Origin of the sequence: Erwinia sp. S43, assembly GCF_016624745.1 — a bacterium.
Taxonomy (GTDB): Bacteria; Pseudomonadota; Gammaproteobacteria; order Enterobacterales; family Enterobacteriaceae; genus Erwinia; species Erwinia coffeiphila.
On sequence record NZ_JACVTX010000032.1, the window covers coordinates 43,780 to 60,251 of the forward strand.

General features: G+C 55.0%; 13 protein-coding genes and 1 pseudogene. 10 read left to right on the plus strand and 4 right to left on the minus strand.

The genetic code is table 11. The features are described from left to right. The first annotated feature begins 17 nt into the window (after nt 1-17). From IBT47_RS24035 to tssE, 10 genes are read left to right on the plus strand one after another with little or no spacing between them, the layout of a single operon-like run. Nucleotides 18-551 (plus strand): DUF3304 domain-containing protein, encoded by a 534-nt coding sequence (locus tag IBT47_RS24035; protein WP_200563530.1) that lies wholly within the window; start codon nt 18-20, stop codon nt 549-551. Beyond that, a complete protein-coding gene (locus tag IBT47_RS24040) occupies nt 539-2,989 on the plus strand; it encodes a DUF2235 domain-containing protein (RefSeq protein WP_200563532.1) in 2,451 nt (816 codons plus the stop codon). The genes IBT47_RS24035 and IBT47_RS24040 overlap by 13 nt, the downstream gene beginning before the upstream one ends. Before the next feature lie 18 nt (nt 2,990-3,007). Further along, nucleotides 3,008-3,265: a PAAR domain-containing protein gene (locus IBT47_RS24045; RefSeq protein ID WP_200548123.1), complete on the plus strand. Its 258-nt coding sequence runs from the start codon at nt 3,008-3,010 to the stop codon at nt 3,263-3,265. Next, a complete protein-coding gene (locus IBT47_RS24050) occupies nt 3,262-4,401 on the plus strand; it encodes a hypothetical protein (protein ID WP_200563534.1) in 1,140 nt (379 codons plus the stop codon). The genes IBT47_RS24045 and IBT47_RS24050 overlap by 4 nt, the downstream gene beginning before the upstream one ends. Then, complete coding sequence (locus IBT47_RS24055; protein WP_200563536.1) at nt 4,385-7,849, plus strand: ImcF-related family protein; 3,465 nt, start codon at nt 4,385-4,387, stop codon at nt 7,847-7,849. The genes IBT47_RS24050 and IBT47_RS24055 overlap by 17 nt, the downstream gene beginning before the upstream one ends. Then, the gene (gene tssA / locus IBT47_RS24060; RefSeq protein ID WP_200563538.1) at nt 7,846-9,435 is read left to right on the plus strand and encodes a type VI secretion system protein TssA; all 1,590 of its coding nucleotides are present in this window, start codon (nt 7,846-7,848) and stop codon (nt 9,433-9,435) included. Before IBT47_RS24055 ends, tssA begins: the two co-directional genes overlap by 4 nt. 58 nt (nt 9,436-9,493) lie before the next feature. After that, the gene (gene tssF, locus IBT47_RS24065) at nt 9,494-11,248 is read left to right on the plus strand and encodes a type VI secretion system baseplate subunit TssF (RefSeq protein ID WP_200563540.1); all 1,755 of its coding nucleotides are present in this window, start codon (nt 9,494-9,496) and stop codon (nt 11,246-11,248) included. Beyond that, nucleotides 11,212-12,297 (plus strand): type VI secretion system baseplate subunit TssG, encoded by a 1,086-nt coding sequence (gene tssG, locus IBT47_RS24070; protein ID WP_200563542.1) that lies wholly within the window; start codon nt 11,212-11,214, stop codon nt 12,295-12,297. Before tssF ends, tssG begins: the two co-directional genes overlap by 37 nt. Beyond that, nucleotides 12,275-12,820, plus strand: a complete 546-nt coding sequence (gene tssJ / locus IBT47_RS24075) for a type VI secretion system lipoprotein TssJ (protein ID WP_200563544.1) — start codon at nt 12,275-12,277, stop codon at nt 12,818-12,820. Before tssG ends, tssJ begins: the two co-directional genes overlap by 23 nt. After that, the gene (gene tssE, locus IBT47_RS24080; RefSeq protein WP_105591183.1) at nt 12,820-13,257 is read left to right on the plus strand and encodes a type VI secretion system baseplate subunit TssE; all 438 of its coding nucleotides are present in this window, start codon (nt 12,820-12,822) and stop codon (nt 13,255-13,257) included. Before tssJ ends, tssE begins: the two co-directional genes overlap by 1 nt. Before the next feature lie 28 nt (nt 13,258-13,285). Here the strand turns inward: tssE and IBT47_RS24085 are convergent, their stop codons facing one another. From IBT47_RS24085 to IBT47_RS24100, 4 genes and pseudogenes are all read right to left on the minus strand, one after another. Next, nucleotides 13,286-13,900, minus strand: coding sequence for a DapH/DapD/GlmU-related protein (locus IBT47_RS24085; RefSeq protein ID WP_200563546.1), 615 nt, complete (start codon nt 13,898-13,900; stop codon nt 13,286-13,288). A 182-nt stretch (nt 13,901-14,082) separates the two neighbouring features. Beyond that, nucleotides 14,083-14,178, minus strand: a pseudogene (locus IBT47_RS24090) (integrase); the annotation flags it as partial. A gap of 110 nt (nt 14,179-14,288) precedes the next feature. After that, complete coding sequence (locus tag IBT47_RS24095; protein WP_200563548.1) at nt 14,289-16,019, minus strand: hypothetical protein; 1,731 nt, start codon at nt 16,017-16,019, stop codon at nt 14,289-14,291. 45 nt (nt 16,020-16,064) lie between these two features. Then, nucleotides 16,065-16,472 (minus strand): hypothetical protein (locus tag IBT47_RS24100; protein ID WP_234472079.1); only part of this gene is annotated, 408 nt, incomplete at its 5' end.

The window sequence follows — 16,472 nt, forward strand, 5'->3', positions numbered from 1 at the left end:
GAATAAAGGAATGCAAAATGAAATCACGCTATTACCTTGCGGCGCTGGGTGCGCTGCTGCTGACCGGCTGTAACCAGCCTGCCGCGAAGGCGCAAATCCGCAGCGGCGGCAGCGGAACCATTGAGGCGGTCAATCATACCAAATGGGCGATCAACCACTTCAGCGTGAACGGCCAGTCGGGAATAGACATTATCGGGCCGTATCAGGGCGGCGGCGGGGGCTGCTGCTTTGGCGTGCCGTCGAAATGGCGGCCGGGTATGACGGTTAAAATCGACTGGGAAACCGGGGTAGGAGATATGGAGGGTTTTCCTGGTTTTGACAAATGGGATGAGTATCTTGCCTGGGAAAAAAAAATGAAGGCCCAGAATAAGCAGCACAGCACGGTTGTGCCGGTGCCGGATTATACGGGGCAAAAGACCTGCGGGATCACGGTACATTTTTTACCCTGTGACGAGGTCAAGGTGACCACCAGCTGTGCAAGTTATGGTCGGCCGGGCCATCCAATTAAGGACCCGATTAAGATGACGGAGCCGAAAGTATGTCCGAAATAATCACCGATCTGGCGTGGTATCCGCCGGCGTTTCCGACGCAGGGGCGTTTGCCCACCCACGCCGCGCTGGTTGGGGAGAACTGCGCTAAGCAGGACAGCCGCGAGATAGAATACCGCCAGGAGCTGTGCCTGGCCGCCGGACGCCGCGTGGAGCCGCCCTGCTGTAAGACCCTGCATATCAGCCTGTTTTTTGACGGCACAGGGAATAACCTTAATCACGACTTCTATAACTCCGATCCGAAGCACCCTACCAATATCGCCCGCCTGTTCCGCGCCACTATCGGCCAGGGCTACGCCGGCGGGCTGGCGGGGAAAGCGTCGGAGCTGCTGGATGCTATCGGCAGCGGCGATGACAAATACTATAAGTACTATATTCCCGGCGTCGGCACCCCCTTCCCCGAGGTTAAGGATCTGGATTTCAGCATGATGGGGCTGGCGGCAGCCACGCACGGCGAGGACCGAATCAACTGGGGGCTATTGCGGCTGATCGATGCCCTAAAGCGCACGATGGGCGACGATAACCTCTCGGACAGCGAGAGCTGGAAAGCGCTGGAAAAAATGGCTACCGCGATGGCATCGTTCGGGCTGACCGGCAGCGCGAACCGCTACGAAACTTTCCAGAGCCTGCTGAACGATATGTCGGCCGATCTGCAAAAAGCGCTGATGCCCGCCGTGCCGGGTAAACCCAGGCTGCTGGGCATTAAGCTGTACGTGTACGGATTTTCACGCGGGGCGGCGGCGGCGCGGACCTTTGTTAACTGGCTTAGCGAGCTGCTGCCAAAGCCAGAGGAGGGGAAGGATAAGCCCGAGCAGTGCCTGGCCATTGGGGAACTGAAAATTCCGCTCAGCGTGGAGTTTCTCGGTTTAATCGATACGGTCGCCTCGGTGGGCGTTGCCCATATCGCGCCGGTGGCGGAAGGGCATATGGGCTGGGCGGACGGAACCCAGGAGTTACCGGCGGAAAAGACGTACGGTGGCCTGATCAAGCACTGCGTGCACCTGGTTTCATCCCATGAACAGCGGCTGTGCTTCCCGCTGGATTCGATCCGCCGGCCGAATGGTCAATATCCGGCCAACAGCGTGGAGGTAGTTTATCCGGGGATGCATTCGGATTTAGGCGGGGGGTATCCGCCGGGGGATCAGGGAAAAGCTAATGCAGTTAATGATGGTTTTTTACTTTCGCAAATCGCATTGCATGAAATGTATGCTGCAGCTTTCAGCTCAGGGGCTCCCTTCAAGGTACCCAAAGAAGCATTGCCTTCAGATTTAACAAAAGATATCTGGCGAACCATACCGTTCGATTCAGGACGTGAATTTGCAGTTGCCCCCGAACTTATCAACCGCTTCAACGCCTGGCGAGAGCTCACCCTGGGGCAACAAGCCCCTCAGCAGCCTGTTACCCCGGAGCAGGCGGCAAAATACGATCCTCCGCGCGCGCCCGTCAGTCTGGAAAAAGCGCTCGAAAACCAGTTGGGCTGGATCACCGCGTGGCGCATAAATCGCTACGCCGGAGGCAGCTATAAAACCCAGCGTTTCTTCGTTGATTCCGCCGCAAACGGGCAGGATAAAGACAGCGATCCGCTTGTCAGAAAGGAATCCGAAGCGGCCCGAAAAAAAGCACAGAACGAAGTGGAAAAAGAACGCCGGAAGATTATCGCTGAGCAAAGCGAAGATGATGATTTCTTAGTTCTTCCTCCGGGGCCGAAAGATTTTGATGCCGCCCTCGGGCAGACGCAGCTCCGCCAGGCGGCTGAAGAGTTCCGCGAGGATTATCACGGGCTTTCGCGCACCGGAACGGGAAACTGGCTTTTTAGCGCCGTCGATTCAGTGAGTAATGTGATCTTCCTGCTGAATAATGATGATGAGTATGGCGAATGGCTGAGAATGAAAACGGCGGGCGACGATCGGGTAAAAATACTTTTCCCGGATGCGGGAGAAGCCAGCAACGCCAGCCAGCCTGGCGGGCTGGTGCGGGCGCTGTTCGACGATCAGGTACATGATTCTCGCGCATGGTTTATGCACAACACCTTAGGTGCCCGCGAGCCGTGGGGCAGCTATTTCCTCTACCGAATGATCTATTTTGGCAGCCGGAGCAGCAAGCCAATGACGCCACTGATGATCGCTGGTGCGGTGGTGGGCGCGGCAACCCTTGCCGGCGGCGTGGCCATTATCATCAAACAAAAAAGCGTTATGGGAAAACTCGCGGGCCTTGCAGGCACGGTGGGAGCGCTCAAACTGGAAACCCAGGCCATCGATCTTCTCTCCGGCAAGCCTCTGCCAATGCTGGAAAATGCCGCAGAGTTGCAGGCTCCGACAATGGAACCTGGGGACGTGGTCGCGCGGCAAACACAGGTGGTCAATGAGCAACGGTTGGCGCTGGCAAAATCGCTGATTGAATCCGGCTGGGCAGAAAAAATTGAATCGACAATCACGGCATAATCCAGGGAAGGAGGAACAATGAAACAGGTTATTCGTGAGGGGGATACTCTTCGGGAGTATGGCGGCAGGGTGCTGGCCGGGCACTATCTTTGCTTCGGTAAAGGCATCGCCCGCAAAGGGGATGCCGTGAAGTGCAATAAACACGGCATGACGGTGATCGGTGAAGGCAGTGCGCTATCGGAAGTCAATGGGCAACCCGTGGCGCTGCATGGGCACCGCTGCGCCTGTGGGTGCACGCTGGTCAGCTCTTTCCCGGATTGCGGAGTGGAACTGTGAGGCCGCTACCGGTTTATCCCCCCTATCGCGCTGCTCGTGTCCCCAATAGCCAACGCTGGATGTCAGCCTGTGCGGTGCTGGTGCTGCTTGCCGGGGGAGGCCTGGCGTTGTTTCAACCCGAAGGTGCGGGAGCCGGGAGGATCGTCGGGGGTATGGTGGGCGCTGCCGTGCTGACAGGGGGGCTGTGGCTTATTCGCCAACTCTACTATCGGCTATCGGTTCACAACGCCAGACTTTATGACCGGCTGGTCAAACAGCAGCAGCAGGCCTGGTGGACAGAACATCAACGCGCTTTTGTCCTCAGTGAATGGGTGCTGCTGGGCCCGGCCGGAGCCGATACCCGGCACTGGCTGCGCCTGCTCGCGCGGGAGCATCGTCTTCCTGAAGTCAAAAATGAGCCGGGTGGAAGCGCACTGCGTATCGCAAGGACGATGGTTGATGCTGCAGCTGAGCGGGAGGCTCATCTGGCAAAAATGCTGGTCATGCAGTGGCAGACGCAGAGGGCAGAAACTTCACTCCCTCGCATTCAGCGCTGCTACTGGCAGGGGACGCTCCGTGCCTGGCAGTCATTTTGCTTACAGATGCAGGTGACGTTTCCCGGCGTTGTGCTGCCTGATGAACCTGACGTGTGGTGCGGAGAAGAGAGCCTGTCGGATCTGGCGGCGACTGCTCCTGCGTTAGCGGTTGATGAAGCCATTCTGGTTGCAGGATGCCAGTCGGCACCGGCCTCGTTTAGCTCGCTACCGCCGGTCGGTGAATCGGCTGCGTTATGGCTGGTCGGTCACGATGGTTCGGTCTGCCTGACCCGGGGTGAGGTTTACGATAGCGGCGGCAAAGACACACTGGTTGACGTTAGCGAACGGGCGCAGCGCCAAAGCCAGCAAGCAGAATCTCCCGAAGTCTGCATGCTGTTCTCGCAGCCTGCGCTACCCACATTGGCACAAAGTGGCTGGAATGTGACCCACCATATTCAGGACCTCAACTGGGGTCACCCCGGTGATATGGAAATGCTGATTGTGCTGACCCTGGCTGCTATTGGTGCAAATCATTATCAAGAACCCTGCGGCTGGATAGCCAAAGACCCTCAACACACTCTTGCATTTGGGATCGTTAAACCTTATGGCCAAGGAAAATAAACCCGCTGAATTCTCTGTACTTCCTACAGCGCTGTTGTTTATTGCTGCCGTAACGCTGCTTGTATTATCAGGTGGGCTGTTTTGGTGGTTCTGGAAAGAGGATTTCACCACTGACTGGCACGCCATCCGTCAGATTATGCTGGCCTGTTTTATCCTCTGGGTAATATCGCTCAGCGTGCTGCTGCTGGGCGTGATCGCATCTCGTTTACTGATTCGCGATAAAGTGATGCTGAATTCTTCCATAGTGCCAGGCAACAAGAAAAAAACGGCGGACTTGCCTCTGAAAGGTCCTATCGGCAGGCATTTACGTCACCGTTACGGATTTTTCTGGCGCAGCAAAGTCCGTCTGCTACTGGTCACCGGCGATGATGACGCGATTGAACAACTGACCCCCGGGCTGAAGCAACAGCAGTGGCTGGAAGGCAGCCGTACCGTACTGATTTACGGCGGTAGCCTGACAGATGAGCCTGATGCGACGGTATTGACCGCTCTGCGTAAACTCTGCCGTCGTCGCCCGCTGGATGGTATTGTTCGCGTCATATCACCCACAATGAGTCTGACCCCGCAGGTGAGCGACAGCGATCTGCGCGGGCTGGAAAAGATCGGAGAACGGCTGCGTTACCGCGCTCCGGTGTGGCTGTGGCAGCTCGCCGACAGCGCGTGGTCGCAGGCCGGGCGCTGCGAGCAGGCCGTGGGTGCGCTGTTTCCGCTTCGTGCCAGCCAGGATGACATCATACGGCAGATGGAAAGCCTGCTCCCCGGTCTGAGAACGCAGGGTATCAGCCAGATAGCGGAAGATAACCGAAACGACTTTCTGCTGCGGCTTGGTCAGCATCTTGAGCAGGGCGGGATTACCCGCTGGGCCCGGAAACTGACGCCATGGCTTTATGGCTCTCAGCGGTCCGTGATGCTGCGTGGCCTGATGTTCAGCCTGCCTGGCAGCCCCGCTTCGGTGAGCGACAACCATGCGAAAGAGGGAACCGGCGCTTATCCGATTTGGGCAGATAATCCGGCCCTCCGGGTGCAGCGACATGTACTCATACTGCCGAAAACCTGGCAGGGTATCCTCAGTGACTGTGTTCGTGTACGTGGTCACCGCGCTGGCATGGCCTGGCAGCAGACGCTCTGCCGGACGCTGATGGCTGTTCTCGGCCTGTGGGGTGCCGGGCTGCTGCTGTCATATTCCCTGAACCGGCAGCAGATTATTCAGGTTGCAGATAAAGCGCATGGCCTGGTTGAGCATCCCGCCGTGTCGGACAGCCAGCTAACCGCCCTGCACCAGTTACGCAACGAGGCAGGCCTTCTGCAGCACCGCATCCTGCACGGTGCCCCCTGGTTCCGGCGTTTTGGCCTCGATCATCATCGCCAGCTTCTCTCCGCCATGCTCCCGTGGTACGGCATGGCGAATAACCGTCTGATCCGCGATCCGGCCGGTATCGCCCTGGCACAAAAGCTCGCGGCCCTCGCGAATTCAGCCCCCGACAGCGAGCAGCGCAGGCAGCTGGCGAAGCCCGGCTATGACCAGCTGAAAGCCTGGCTGATGATGTCGCGCCCGGATAAAGTGGACAGCGCGTTTTATGCCCGGACGATGAAGGCGGTGCAACCGACTCATCCGGGTATTTCCAGTGGCCTGTGGCAGAGCCTGTCGCCGGATTTGTGGGCGTTCTACATTTCTGAGCTGCCAAAACAGCCACAGTGGAAAATTACCCCGGATGCGTCTCTGATCAGCCAGAGCCGCCAGGTGCTGCTCCGGCAGCTTGGCCGTCGTAATGCCGAAAGCACGCTGTATGAAAACATGCTGAAGTCCGTGCGCCGGAATTATGCCGATGTGTCTCTGGAGGACATGACCGGCGGCACCGATGCGCGACGACTGTTTTATACCGACAGGGTGGTACCCGGTATGTTCACCCGTCAGGCGTGGGAGGGCGGCGTCAGGCAGGCTGTTGAGAAGGCCGCCACTTCGCGGCGCGAGGAAATTGACTGGGTGCTCAGCGACAATCGCCAGGCGGTGGCGGCGGATATCACCCCGGAAGCGCTCCGGGCGCGCCTGACCCGCCGTTACTTCACCGATTTTGCCGGCAGCTGGCTGAGTTTCCTTAACGGACTGCGCCTGCAGCCCGCCCATACGATTGCCGATGTGACCGACCAGCTGACGCTGATGAGCGATGTACGCCAGTCGCCGCTGATTGCGCTGATGAACACGCTGGTCTGGCAGGGGCAGACGGGGCAGCAGAATGAAGCGCTGTCCGACTCGCTGCTTCGTTCAGCCAGAGACCTGGTCGGCAGCCGGGATAAACCGCTTATCGGCCAGCAGGCAGGGGGGCCGCAGGGACCACTGGATGAAACCTTTGGCCCGCTGCTTCAGATTCTGGGCAAAAATAAAGACGCCGGCGTGATGTCGGCGGACGGCTCACTCAGCCTGCAAAGCTGGCTGACCCGCATCACCCGTGTCCGCCTGCGTTTGCAGCAGGTGGCGGGAGCGTCCGATCCGCAGGCGATGATGCAGACGCTGGCGCAGACCGTGTTTCAGGGAAAAAGCGTGGATCTGACCGACACGCAGCACTATGGCAGCCTGATGGCGGCGAGTCTCGGCGAAGAGTGGAGCGGCTTCGGGCACACCCTGTTTGTGCAGCCGCTGACGCAGGCCTGGGAAACGGTGTTACAGCCGTCGGCGACCAGCCTCAACCAGCGCTGGAATCGTTCGGTTGTCGCCAACTGGCGCACCGCTTTCGACGGGCGTTTCCCGTTCGCCGCCAGTAAAAGCGATGCCTCCCTGCCGATGCTGGCCGAGTTTATCCGCCGGGACAGCGGGCGCATTGACCGCTTTCTCAGCGCCGAGCTGGGCGGCGTGCTGCATAAAGAGGGCAGCCGCTGGGTGCCGGATAACGCTCGCGGACAGGGGCTTAACTTTAATCCGGCCTTCCTGAAAGCGGTTAACCAGTTAAGCCAGTTGTCGGACATTCTGTTTACCGACGGGCGCCAGGGGATCGGTTTTGAGCTCCAGGCGCTTCCCGCGCCGAAAGTCACCGAAACGCAGCTGACCATTGACGGGCAAAAACTGCATTACTTCAACCAGATGGCCGACTGGCAAAGCTTCCGCTGGCCGGGGGAGACCTGGAAGCCAGGCACTCTGCTGACGTGGACGACAACCAGCGCCGGGGCGCGCCTGTTCGGTGACTACAGCGGGACCTGGGGCTTTATTCGCTGGCTGGAGCAGGGGAAACGACAGCAGCAGGACCGCAGCGACTGGATGATGAGTTTTAGCGCGCCGGACGGCAGCAGGCTGCAGTGGGTGCTGCGAATGCAACTGGGTAATGGGCCACTGGCGCTGCTGGGGCTGCGCAGCTTCTCCCTGCCGGAAGACATTTTTAGCGTGGATGCCACCGCTCAGGCACAAGTGCTGGAGAGCACGATACAAGGCAATTACAGGGAGGAAATCGATCAATGAACTATCTGCAAAACTTAGTCGCGGCCTGCCAGGCGGATGAGAATACGCTGTCGGAACGGGCACAGGCGCATATTTCACGCTGGGAGGGCTGGCTGTTGCCGTTAGAAGAGGGCCATCCGACCGGCGACGATCCCGGCTATGACGATGATTTTCAGCGCATCCGTGAGGAGATGAATAAGCTGTCCGGCTTTGATACCGCGCTGGTCTGCACGCTGGCGGAAAAGCTGCTGACTACGGTGAGTAAAGATCTGCGCATCTTCACTTTTTATATCTGGGCACGCCTGCATCAGGACGGTGAAACAGGGCTTGCCGAGGGGCTGGAATTGCTGGCCGGTGCGATCCAGCGCTTTGGCGCAGCGCTGCACCCGCAACGCGAACGCAGCCGACGCTCCGCGCTGGAATGGCTGGGCAGCAGCCGCATGCTGGACAGTCTTGCCCTGTACCCGGAAGTCGACATGGCCGCAATGCAGCGTATTGGCGGCGCGCTGCTGCTGCTGGAGCAGGCACTCCGTCGTCAGGATGGTGAAGCCAGCGCGACGTTTACCAGCCTGTGCCAGGCGCTGGAAAATCGCCTGGCTCAGAGCGGCGGAGCAAAAAGCCTGGTGCCACAAACCAGCAGCGAAGAGAACACAACGTCGACCAGCGCATCCACGCCGCTGATGACCGCCGTCAGCTCCGGCCGCGACCTGCTGGAACAGGCCAGAGTGCTGGCAAAATACCTGCGTGACCAGCACGGCGGTTGGCTGGCCGGTCATCACCTGATAAAAAGCGTACGCTGGGACACGCTGACCGAACTGCCGCCGCTGGATGCCAGCGGCCGTACACGGCTGGTTCCCCCAAAGCCGGATCACCGCGCACATCTCAAACGCCTGTATCTACAGCAAAGCTGGTCAGAACTGCTGGAACAGAGCGATCGCCTGTTGGCGCAGGGGGTGAACCATCTGTGGCTGGACCTGCAGTGGTATACCTGGCAGGCGCTGGTCAGACAGGACAGTGACAGCGTGCGTGCCGAGATTATCTGTAGCGATCTGAAGGGGCTGCTCTCGCGGCTGCCGGGCCTTGAGGCGCTCGCTTTTAACGACGGCACACCCTTTGCCGATGAGGTGACGCTGAACTGGATCAACGTAACGGTGCGCGATGAGCTGCCGCAGTGGAACGATGGCCCGGTTACGGCGGCAGCGTCCGCCGGCGATGACGTTCTGAGCCTTGAACCGGAGGTGCTGGCGCTGGCCGACAGCGACGGCATTGAGGCGGCGCTTAACTGGCTACAGGCGCGGCCCGGCATCGTATCCGCCCGCGACCGCTGGCTGGTACGTCTGCTGATGGCGCGGGTTACCGAACAGTACGGAAAAAATGAAATGTCGCTGCATCTGCTTGGTGAACTTGATGACGGGGCGCAGGCGCTGACGCTGCAACAGTGGGCACCTGAACTGATATTCGAAGTGAAGGCCCGCCGCCTGAAGCTGCTGCGATCCAGAGTGTCGCGCAGCGAGGCGGATAAAATCCGCCTGCAGCCGGAAATGGATGCCCTGCTTTCCGGGTTGATAGCTATCGATCCGGCACGCGCCGCGGTGCTCTGCGGCTGAGCTCATCCCCGGGAACCAGACCTTCCCACATACCAAAAACCACAACTCAGGTTCTGTTATGGACGATTTAACCCTGCGTTACTACGACGCTGAAATGCGCTACCTGCTTGAAGCCGGTGAAGAATTTGCCCGTGCCCATCCGGACAGAGCGGCAATGCTCAATCTCGACAAGGCCGGGGCGCGCGACCCTTATGTTGAACGCCTGTTTGAAGGCTTTGCTTTTCTGATGGGGAGGTTGCGCCAAAAGCTGGATGATGATCTGCCCGAGCTCACCGAAGGGCTGGTCAGCCTGCTCTGGCCACATTATCTGCGCACCATCCCGTCAATGTCGGTGGTGGAATTCACGCCCGAATGGCGGGAAATGAAAGAAATAATGATTATAAATCAGGGCTTTGAAATACAGTCTCGTCCGGTTGGCGATAAAGCAACGCGCTGCCGCTATACCACCACCCGCGAGATCGGCCTTCAGCCACTGGCGCTGGAGCAGGCGCGTTTAACGACCGATGCCGAAGGGCGCTCGACGATCTCACTGCGATTTGCATGCAGCAGTCTGGCCGACTGGAGCCGCATCGATCTGAGCCGTATCCCGCTCTATTTCAACGCCGATGCGCCGCTGGCCTGCGCCATGCATGAGGCTTTTACCATGAACGTGGCCCGGATGTGGCTGCGCCTGCCGGGAGACATCGATCGCCGCCCGCTGGCGGGGCACTTCACCGCGCTGGGATTTGCCGAGGACGATCGCCTGTGGCCGAAGGGCAACAGCAGCTTCAGCGGCTATCAGCTGCTGCTGGAATACTTCACCTTCCGCGAAAAGTTTATGTTCACCGGACTGTGTGGGCTGGAATCGGTCGAGTTTCCACCATCGCTTCCATGGTTTGAAATCGATGTGGTGCTGGCCGAGCGCTGGGAGCATGACTTCACCTTTAGCACAAAGCATCTGCGCCTTAACTGCGTGCCGGTGATTAACCTGTTTCCGCTGGAATCCGATCCGCTGACGCTCGATTCTCTGCGCACCGAATACCTGCTGCGCCCGATGCGCGTACAGGACGGGCACACCGAGATTTACAGCGTGGATTCGGTCATGTCGGCAAGCCGGCAGGTTTACGTTCCGTTCTCCAGCTTTCGCCATAAGGGCGGGATGATGCGGCATGAAGCGCCGGAATATTACTACCACACCCGCGTGCGGCGTGGTCCTTCCGGGCTGCACAGTACCTGGCTGATCCTCGGCGGCGAGGCGTTCGATCGTCATACGGTACCGGAAAACGAAAGCCTGTCGCTGACGTTGACCGGTACCAACGGACAGCTCCCTCGCCGGGCATTACAGAGCACGCTGCTGGATACCGTTATGAAAAGCACCTCCGTCAGTATTGGTGTCCGCAATCTTTGCGCGCCAACGCTGCCCTGCTACCCACCGGACCGCGATCGCTTCCACTGGCGGGTACTCAGCCACCTCGGCAGTGGATTTTTATCAATGATGGACAACGCCGAGGTGCTGCGCGGCACGCTGGCGCTGTACGAATGGACCGACAGCGAAATGAACCGACGCCGGCTGGAGGCAATTATTGATGTTCGCCACGGTGAAACGGAGCGCTTTGAGCAGGGCTATCTGCTGCGTGGGGTACAGATCGAAGTTACCCTCGACAGCAACGGTTTTGCCGGAAAAGGGGATATCTGCCTGTTCGGTGAAATGCTGAGCCGGTTCTTTGCGCTTTACACCGATATCTACCTGTTTAACCGCCTGATTATCATCCTGCAACCCACCGGAGAACGCCTGGAATGGGAAGAGAAACACAACCGCCGCATTCCCGGCTGACGCCCCGCCTGGAAGCGGAGCTGACGCGAATAAACTTTTATCGTTTCTGTCAGCTGCTGGAAAAGCAGGAACCTGCCCGGCCGCTGATGGGCAGCACCAGCCGTCCCTCTGACGACCCGGTTCGCTTCTGTCCTCATCCGGGAATGGGCTTTCCGGCCACGGAGCTGAATGCCGTTGAATATGATGGCGAAGATCAAACCCGGCCACCCGTGGTGCGCACCACCTTTATGGGACTCTATGGCGTTGACTCACCCCTGCCGACGGCATTCCTGGATGATATTAACCAGCAGCGTGAAGGGCACGAAGCGCTACAGGGCTTTCTGGATATCTTCAGCCATCGCATTCTCACTCAGTTTTACCGTATCTGGCGAAAATACTCTTACCCGGCAGCCTTTGCCGCAGGGGGAACGGATGCAGTTTCTCAGTCTCTGCTGGGGCTGGTGGGGTTGGGAATTCCGGGCACCGCGAATCATATCGCCACGCCGGTGTCCCGCTTTCTGGCGCTCCTTGGCGTGCTGCGCCAGCCCGGAAAAACCCGGGAGGGGATGCAGGCTCTGGTACATCTGCTGGCACCGGATACCCGCGTTAACGTCAGCCCCTACAGCCTGCGTCCGGTAAGGATCGATGTGCCGTCAGGTTTTTACGGCGACGAGGATATTTTGCTGGATGGCAACGGCCCGCTGGGGGACGAAGTGATGGATACCAGCAGCCAGCTGCTGGTTGAGCTGCAAACACACAACCCTGAAGAGGCGAGAGGATGGATGCCGGAAGGCCAGCTCTGGCAGGATTTTCTGGTGATGCTGCGCGTCTATCTGGGGTGGAGGTTTAAGGCGCGTATTCGCCTGACTGTACCCACCAGCCTGCTGCCCGCTCCGCCACTGGGTGAAGCACCGCTATGGCTGGGCATGAACGGCGTGCTGGGCGCTGATGGCGACAGGATTCCTGACGATCTGCCCGCCACTTTTACCACGGAGCTGGGAAACTACAGCGGCCTGCAACCCGCAACACAGACTCAAGGACAACGACGTGTTACCTACAAATTTAACTAAATCAGCTATCTGGCTGCTGCCGGTTCTGGTTCTTAACCTGTCAGGATGCGGGCTGGGTCAGAGCGTCAGCGACGGCACGAAATCTGCCGTATCATCTATTTTCTACAAGAAGATTAAAGTCCTGCACCTTGATTTCGTCGCCCGCGCCGATCTGAATACGGATGCGCGAGAGAATAATTCGCACCCGGAATCCGTGGTGATTCGCGTTTATCAGCTAAGGGAGCGTAAAACCTTCGATAAAACGGTCTATCAGCAGCTGTTGAAAGAGGGCGAGTCGCTGCTGGGCCAGGATCTACTGGCCAGCCGCGATGTCGTGCTCAAGCCGGGCAGTGCCGTGGGCCTTGATATGCCGATGGAGGCCGATGCGAAATTCGTTGCGGTCGTGGCGCTGTTCCGTCACCCGGACAGTGTGAAACAGGGTTGGAAACAGGTGCTGGACCGTAAACAGCTCGATCCGGATAAAGCGCGGGTATTTGAGGCCGGCGCGAACAGCCTCAGCCCAATCGCGATCGATGGGGAGTGATGATGCGCGACCACAACACGCCGTCGCTCTACGAGATACTCTACGGCAATTTTTCCGGCGGCCTCGATCTTCATCAGGTCAGCGAGGAGAACCAGGTGATCCTCTCCGTGCTGGATAATATGCAGCGCATCCTCAACTGTCGGGCCGGTACGCTGGCCCACCTACCGGACTACGGTCTGCCGGATATGACGCGGATCCTGCAGGGGATGCCGGGTACGGCGCATCAGCTGATGAACACTCTTGCCGACGTGCTGCTGAAGTACGAGCCGCGCCTGAAAAAAATCGCGGTAGTGATGCTGGCACAGAAATCCCCCGGCGAACTGCGCTATGCCATCGATGCCGAGCTGAAAGGGATTGGCCTGGTGCGCTACGGCACCGACTTTATGCCGGAGGGAAAAGTGCTGCTGCGCCATCTGCGGGAGCAGCAGTTTATCTAACGGGAGTGGGAGGGCATCACGGTCGCGCTCACTCCCACCTGCGGCAAAATGCCTCAACATCCGCGTCCTGGAAGTCGGCCAGCCGTTCGATAATCGTTTCCAGCGGCCAGTCCCACCAGGCGATCTGCTGTAGTCTGTGGCCGATCTGCGGTGAAAAGCGCTGCCGGATAGTTTTGGCCGGCACGCCGCCGACGATGGTATAAGGCTCGACGTTTTTACTGACCACCGCCCCGGCGGCAATCACCGCGCCATCGCCGACGGTAACGCCGGGCAGCACAATCGCCGCATGGCCGATCCAGACGTCGTTGCCGATAATCACCTTATCGTCCCGGCGGCGGCTGAAAAAACCGGCGTCGCGCACCGCGCTGGCGGAATAGTATTCCGGGCAATAGGTGATGCGATGCTGTGACGGGCGATCCATCGGATGATTCGGTGCGCCAATACGTACGCTGTTGGCAATTGCCACGAACTTGCCAATCGTGGCATCGGCCACGCTGCAATATTCCCCAACGTAGGAAAAATCATCCAGCCTGCTGTACTCCATCTGGCTGTTCGCCAGCACCTCGCACTGCCTTCCAATACTGCACTCGCGCATACGCACGCTTGGGTCTATCCAGGTTTCTGCTAGCTTTACGTGGCTCATTGACGGTTCTCTCATCGCGGATGGCGTGAGTTTAGGGCCGGGATATGTCGGGAAAATGACGGTGTGGCGATGATCTGTTTTCAGTACTGTTACGATGTTCTCATTGAATTAGATTGTTACGTCGATAATCTATGAACTTATGAAATCATCCGGCAGGTACTCGTATTGTAAGTGTCCCAGATTTAGTTCCACACACTTTTTGACATTTCCGGTTTTTTAGTCATCAGCCGATATTCTTGCGGCGTCAGGTTATTCAGGGATTCATGAGGTCGCTTGCTTTTGCAATTAATTATAAGTCGAACTAGTTGTTAATAATATCAATGATATGATTTTTACCAATCTATATATTTGAAAGTGGGTGCTAAGATAACTAACACCCTTTAAAGTTTTATTTTAGATCACTTGTTTCTAAAACTCTATCCATGGGATGAAGTTCGTTGTTGGTTTTAAGCCCAAGATACAAAAAGCTAAAGCACATTTTTGGTAGTGATTGAAATCTTGCAACTAAATTCGTTTTTGAAATTTTATCATTGGTTAAAACATAGCGTTTACGAAACTCTTTGTTTTTGAGAGTCGGGTGTTTAAGATAGCTATATATTAAGAGGCACTCTTCTTCATCACATAATATTTTAGAGATTTTTTCTTTGTCTAAATTACCAATTGCTGTTGTAGTTCCAAAATAGGCACTGTCACCAATATCCCTACCACATGATATCTCTACATGTTTTAGCGAAGGCATTATTTTTTTAAGGGATTCTTCTATTTTATCAATAGCGTCTTGTGTATATAAAATACAGTAAATCTTCAGCTTTGAAACTTTTGCAAGTTTGGTGTTTAGAGCTATTCCATTTATATCCACACCATCAAAGTAACAATTATTATTACCTGAGCCCGTTACGTAATAATTCATTGCTTGATATATTTGTGTGCCGCTAATAATTACATCTACAATGATTGATAGTTCGTCAGATCGGTTTATGTCGATTAGGGCTGGATCTAAAGAAGATAGTTTGCGACTCAATCTATCGTTTTGATGAAAACATCTTATAGTACCATTATAATCCTCAACTTTTTTTATCATCATTGCATTTTCATTATTATCTATTAATTTTAGAATACGGTCGCAGAATGCACCTATTTCATTTGAGGTGATGTACTGGTGCGATGCTATTAGCAACACGAAAATTTCTCGATACTTTTCAGGGAATGACGATAGCCATTTGATTAATAGATCTTTTGCTACTTCGTATTGGATGCCTTTGTGATGCCTAATAACATGAACAGCATGCTCAAACCTCTCTATTTTTGATATGTTTACCTTGTTTATCTCATATGGTGTAAAGGTCCTAGGGTGTTGTGATGATAACGTTCTAGATAAATAAATAATATACCTGTAAGTTTTAGATAATGATGGGGGTAAAGCAATTAAGTAAATGAAACCTCCAATCTTACTGTGATAAATATGCGAAGCTTTATTGATGTAGAAAGAGTGCGATAAAGTAATTTCTTCAATGCAATGGCCTGTGAAATTTATATATTTCACATGTGAATAATCAAAGCTTTCATTGTTACCTAGCTCAAGAGTTTTTGTATATGGTTGGAGTTTTACTTGGCAACGGCTAAAGGATTCAATGCTAACTAAAAACACGCTTTCATCCTTAGAAAGAATATTTTCAATAGTGTTTTGAAAGCCAATAAGACCATTTTCAATATCTAACATTAGAAATGGGAAAGCTGAATTCTTAGTTTTTGTGATTGTGCTTAGAATGCTGTTTATTAAATTCTTAGGATTTGCGTCATCGATCGACATGGTGTCGTCTACCGAATAAATGTAAGTGCTATGTGAGAATTCTTCATTCGGTAGATAAAACTCAGTGAATTTTTCAAAGCTCGTAAGGGGAGGGTTTTTATCGGAAATGCTACTATAAAATGCAGAAGCCATCGAAAGGTCAATTAAAATATTAGAAGATACATCATCCATCTCACTAAAAGCTTTGAGTTGTCTGGAGAGATGTTTTAGAAAAATTATTAGGTCAATTTCATCAGGAATATTGGCTATATATTTTTCATGAATTTCAATTGATGCAAAGTTGGTAGCCTCAGCATATTTTTTAAACATGAGCTCAATAAAAACTTTAGTGGAGTTTTCTTTTATAGAGACTAATTAATTGTTTTCTTCGAATATGAAATATCTTGGTGAGTAAATTTCATTAGTAAAGGGTTTGAGAGTTTTATCTCTAACTAAAACTGTATTTGTGAATATATTTGGAAGGCCGTATTCATTTTTAGATTCAAGTTCATTAGTTAAGAATTCTATGAACTGTTTGAAACTGAGGTTAGAAATAACACCTAATACTGTATTGAGCTCATTCGTATTGTAATTTTCAATAATTTCACCGTAACCATCCTCTGCAACTCCTATACTTGTTTTATCATAGAAAAGCTCATAAGGCTTTCTAATGAGGACTCTGTTATCACGCTTAAGCATTATGGTATTATTATATATAATGTTACTGTCAAACTGTAAATAGACCCGTTTTAGTTCCACGCATTTTTTGAGATCCCGGCCAGA